Origin of the sequence: Campylobacter concisus (genome assembly GCF_902460595.1) — a bacterium.
In the GTDB taxonomy this organism is placed as follows: domain Bacteria; phylum Campylobacterota; class Campylobacteria; order Campylobacterales; family Campylobacteraceae; genus Campylobacter_A; species Campylobacter_A concisus_BL.
Genome location: NZ_CABPVA010000012.1, coordinates 1 through 5,922 on the forward strand (window position 1 = coordinate 1; position 5,922 = coordinate 5,922).

General features: G+C 32.1%; 1 protein-coding gene. It reads left to right on the forward strand.

Annotation, left to right across the window (positions count from 1 at the left end; genetic code table 11):
- Positions 1-85: 85 nt before the first annotated feature.
- The gene (locus tag F3G86_RS09865) at positions 86-5,854 is read left to right on the forward strand and encodes a helicase-like domain-containing protein (protein WP_149723753.1); all 5,769 of its coding nucleotides are present in this window, start codon (positions 86-88) and stop codon (positions 5,852-5,854) included.
- Positions 5,855-5,922 lie beyond the last annotated feature (68 nt).

Below are 5,922 nucleotides of genomic sequence, written 5' to 3' on the forward strand. Positions count from 1 at the left end.
TTATAAAAGTATGTAAAAATCGGCATTTGCCATAAATTTAGATAAAATTTTATTTTAAAATTTTATTTTTTTGTAAGGATTTTAAATGGCAAAACAGAAAAATGATAGTAATCTATATGATAGTCTTGATCTATTTAGTATGGCAGATGCTCATCCAGAATACTTTGGAGGTAATCTCAATTCAATTATAGAAAAAACGATTGATATAGATGCACAGATAAATGAGATAGAAAATAGCTTATTTGAAACTATAAACACAACAGATGTTACACAAAATGAAGAAACCATAATTAATCCTATAAAAAAATTCAATAATACCTTTGAGGACCTAAAACTAAGCGATGCCCTAGAACTAGGTGGGGAAAAGGATAGATTTAGAAAAAATATTGCAGCAATTAAAACTACTAACGAAATTTACCCAAAATTAGATCTTGCTAAGAAAGGCGAAATAGAACTAAATATTACAAGAGAGCAACAGCTAACAATAGCTAACTTTTCAGGCTGGGGAGGAATAAATGGACTATTTGATGAACGCAATGAAAAATGGAAAGATGAAAGAGAAGAGCTCAAAAAGCTACTTAGCGAAAGTGAATATGATGCTGCTAAACGCTCAAATTTAACTGCATATTATACGCCTAAAAATATCGTTTCGGCAATGTATAAAGGTCTCGAAAGACTTGGTATTAATGCCGATAGAGCAGATTTGAACAAAGAAATTCTAGAGCCTAGTGTAGGAAATGGTTCGTTTATTACGTTTAACAAAAACGATAATTTTCATTTTACTGGTCTTGATATTGAACCTCTTACAATTAAAATGAACAAAATTTTATATCCGAATCAAAAAAATAATAACATTGGCTACGAAAAATTTATTTATGATGAGCAGTTTGACGCAGTTGTTGGCAATCCTCCATTTTTAGATGTCCCACTTTTTGATAATAAGCATCAAGATTTATATGGTTCAGCCCATAATTTCTTTATACAAAAAGCCACACAATACAGTTTAAAAGAAGATGGAATAAGTGCTTTTGTAGTAAGTCGTCACTTTATGGATGCTAAATACAATTCAGCAAGAGATGAGATAGCGCAAAATCATACTTTCTTAGGTGCAGTGCGTTTGCCAAACAATGTTTTTAAGCACACAGAGGCTGAAACAGATATCATTTTTCTACAAAAAGGCAAGCATCCTGAGTATAACAAAGAAATATCCAATATTAAATCAACTCAAGTAGCACAAGATGGCACAGAATTAAATCAAAGCATAAACCATTATTTTATTGAAAATCCCCAAAACATACTTGCTAAGCCAGTCTTGAGAAATGGGCAATTTGGAAAAGCAATTTTTTATGATCCAAAAGACGATATAAATTTTAGTCTTGATACAGCAATAGAAAATTTTATAGAAAATCAACTTCCTGCTAACGTATATAAGTGGAGAGAGCCGGCATCTATTATCGACTTTGCAATAGAAAGTTACGACGATGCCTATGACTATGTTAAGGATTTAAAAGAAAATAGCCTTTTAATCTATAATGATCAAATTTGCAAAATAACCTCGTCGATAAACGGAGAAATAAGAGCATCAAAAATTGAAGATTTAAGCCCCACCATCCAAAATAGAATTAAAAAGTATATACCTTTAAGAGACAAACTCAAAGAGCTCATTGCACTAGAGCAGACAGATATCAAAGACGATGATATAAAACTAAAGCAAACAAGAGAACAGCTTAATTTGTTACTAGACAACTATCATATTAGCGAAGGATTTTTATCTGGGAATAAGGCAGCATCATTTAAAAATCTAGATGTAGAGTTTAGCAAAGTCAAAGCTCTAGAAAAAAACTATAAAAAACCTGAACGTGCAAGAGATGGCAAAGAAGCCATAAAGGAAAGCTGCGAAAAGGCTAATATTTTACTTCGCCGAACAATAGGCTTTACTCCTGAAATTTTGTTTGACAATGAAAAGGATGGTGTATTAGTAAGCATGTATCAGTTTGGAAAGATCGATATAAACTATATTTCAAAAAAACTAGGAAAATCAAATATCGAAGTCGAAGATCAAATTATTGCAGAAAAACTGGCTTTTTACGATCCAGAAAAATTATCAAAAGGCGAAAGAGAGCTAATTTTTACTCCAATTTATCTTAGTGGAAATGTCAAGGAAAAATTAAAATCAGCAAAAAATCTACAAGACATTTATGCGGACTTAATGCAAAATAATATAGAAGAACTTAGCAAGGTCATACCACAAGATATTAGCTTTGTTGATATAGACACGAGGTTTGGCAGTTCTTGGATACCAATAAAATACTATGATGATTTTTTAAAGAACGAGCTAAAGACATCAAACTATAATAATGATGCATGGAAACTTCAAAATTTAGGTTCCATGGGCTGGCAAATAGACGGAGATAAATATCATCTTTCACAATATGCAACTTATAACTATTCCGTTGAAGTCAAAGGACTTACCACACAAAGACTAATTAATGGAAATTATGAAATACACCAAAATGTAGGTAACAATAAAAGCGTATATGACATTATAGAAAGTGCTCTAAATAATACACCTATAAAGATTATGGAAAAAACAAATGAGCCTTTGCTAGATAAAGAAGGTAATATTAAGAGAGATAAAGAAGGTAACATAGTCTTTAAACAAGTAATAAATCCAGAAAAAACAGCTGAAGCAAATGCGAAAGTTGAAATGCTAAAAAGCAAATTTAATGAATGGATATATAGCGACCGAGCTAGAGCAAAAGAACTAGAACGTATTTACAACGACAAATTTAACTGCTACGTTAAAGCCAAATTTAATGGAGATGGTTTAGAAATTTTAGGGCTTGATGGCAATATAAAACTTAGAAAGCACCAAAAAGATGCTATTTTTAGAAGCATGGTTCAAAAAAATATTTTACTTGATCACGAAGTTGGGGCTGGCAAAACATATGCAGCAATAGCTGCTGTTATGAAGCAAAAAGAGCTTGGGCTTGTAAAAAAACCTCTAATCATCGTTCCAAACAATCTTGTAACCCAATGGGATCAAAGTATTTTTGATGCATTTCCTAATGCTAATGTGCTAGTGGCAGACGAAAACTCTTTAAGCCCAAAAGAAAGAGACGAGTTTTTGGCTAAAGTAGCAAATAATGACTGGGATGCCGTTGTTATAAAATATACACAAGTAGAAAAACTACCAGTTCCTTTTGAAACACAAAAAAAGATACTTGACAAAGAAATTTATGAGCTAAAAGAAGCTCTTAGATATTACGAGGAACGTGATGAATCAACAAACAGACGTTCTGCACGTCAAGTTGAAAAAATGATAGCTAGAGTTGAAAAAAAAGTGGAAAAACTATTTGACGATAAAGCAAAATCCAAGACAATGGATTTTTCAATGCTTGGTGTTGATAGTATAGTGGTTGATGAGGCACATAACTTTAAAAATTTAGGCGTAATCTCTCCGATGAATGCAAAAGGCAAAGGAGCTAATACTTCAAGCAAGAGAGCATTAAATATGCTTGCACTTACTACCTATATTAACGACAAAAAAGATGGTAAAGTAATGTTTTTAACTGGAACTCCAGTATCAAACTCACTTAGCGAAATTTATAATATGCAGAGATATTTGCAGCCAAAAGAGCTTGAAAATTTAGGCATAGATAGCTTTTCAAATTGGGCTAGTAATTTTGCTGGTATAGATATTGCCCCTGTAAGAGATGCTAGCGGTCGCATAAAAATGGAAGCAAGGTTTTCATCACTTACAAACTTACCTGAGCTATCAAATATACTAAGCCAAACAACAGACACTATCACAAATGATGATATTAAAGCCTTTTCAAAGACATTTGTTCCAAATAAAGAAGTGATTTACGTAAAAAGTGAAAAATCTAAACGTATATCAGATTATATAGGGGAAGCTGATGAAAATGGAATTTACCCTAGATACTCAATTACTGGGCGACTTATTAGTATGGAAGGTGGAGGATATGATCCAAGCATCGATAACCCACTAAAAGTAACAAACGACGCAAAAAAAGCAAGTATTGATTTTAGACTAATAGATCCAACAGCCCCTGATTACCCAAATTCTAAAATAAATATCGCGGTTGATGAGATATTTAAAGAATGGCAAACTTGGGGTGATAAAAAGGGGACTCAGCTTGTATTCTTAGATGTTGGAACACCAAAAAGCACTAGTGATAAATCATTTAACTTAAAACTAGACGAGATATTAGCTAGAGAAGAGCAAAAAACAGAATATGTTGATGAATTCGAGAATATAAATGATACTTTAGAAAACAGCGAGGTATCAGTAGATGATCTTGATGAAAATGGAGAGGTTCTAAAAAAGGATGAATTTGATGATAGTAGATTTTTTCTTTATGGAGATATTTATAAAAAGCTAGTTGATAAAGGAATACCAAGAGAACAAATAGCATTTATACATGATGCAGTTAGCAACGAAGAAAAAGCGGATCTTTTTAAAAAAGTTAATGATGGTGAAGTTAGAGTTCTTTTGGGCAGCCGTGCAAAAATGGGAACAGGAGTAAATGTCCAAAGACGCATCACAGCACTTCACCACATAGATTGTCCATGGAGACCAAGTGATATAACACAAAGCAATGGAAGGGCGATTAGACAAGGTAATCTCTTTTATGAGAACGACCCAGAAAACTTTATAATCAAAGAATTTAGACATATTACTCCTGGAACGTTTGATGAAAGGAACTGGGAGTTGCAGAGCAAAAAGAACGAGGCTATATTAAATTTCAGAAGAGGTGTCGTCGGAGAACGTAGTTTAAATGGCTTTGAGGAGGATTTATTAAATTCAAATGAGGCACGTGCGGTCGCCAGCGAAAATCCTCTCATCTTTACAGAGTTTGAATTAAATGAAGCTATAAAAAAAGAGAGAAATGAGCTCAAACGATATAAAGAACAAGTTTTTTCTAATGGTGAGGAGCAAGAGAAAAACAACATTAGAATGGCTAACATAGAGATACAAATATCTAAAATAGATATCATTAAAGATATAGTAAAACAAAATACAAGCGAAAACTTTACTTGTAAAATGAACAAATATAAAGCCTCTATTGCAACTGGTGGTTTTGAGCCAATAGTGTATGACTTTAATATACCAAAAGATAAAAATGGCACAGATACTAACGAAATAGAAATAAAGCAAAATCAAATGGCAGACATCTTGCAAGATAATATAAATTTACTATTTGCAGAAAAAGAGACGCCAAGAGAGGTTGCAGAATATAAGGGCTTTAAAGTTATTGGAGAAGTTACAAATACAGCATTTAATGGAAATATTATATTTTTTAAGCTCGTAAACAAAGAATACGATATAGAGTTAGAACCAAGATCTCTTGAATATAATGACGATATATCAAAATGTATTAGCGCAAGAGAACAAATTAGCCTTAGAGGCTTTTTTACAAGAATAAACAATGTCCTAAGTGATGAAGCCCTACAAAAGAGGCTAGAGAAAAATAAAAATGATCTAGAAAAATTAAAAGAATCAAATATTACTTTAAAAGAATGGTTAGCAAGCAACCAAGTTTATCCAAAGCAAGAACTTTTAAACAAACTTCAAAAAGACCTTGAAATTTGTAATTCCGAAAATGAGAAGATGATTGTAGACAGGCAGTATAAAAGTGAGTTTAAAAGTTCAGCACTAGAGGAATATAAAAATTGGGACAAAATTCAAAAAGAGAAGTTGCTTGAAAAGCTAAAAGAGCGAAACAATAATGATCAAGTAGAACGACCAGCATTTACGCAACCACAATATAAATTATCCAAACAAACAGAAGAAAAAAGCAGATCAATAGATACTGGCATCAGTCTTTAATATGGCACATTTTATAATTGTATTAAATAATTTAATACAATTATAAATTATTTAATATAGTATTAAAC

Excerpts from the sequence above, each read along its gene's own strand:
- F3G86_RS09865 (WP_149723753.1), top strand. The coding sequence starts at position 86 with ATGGCAAAACAGAAAAATGATAGTAATCTATATGATAGTCTTGATCTA.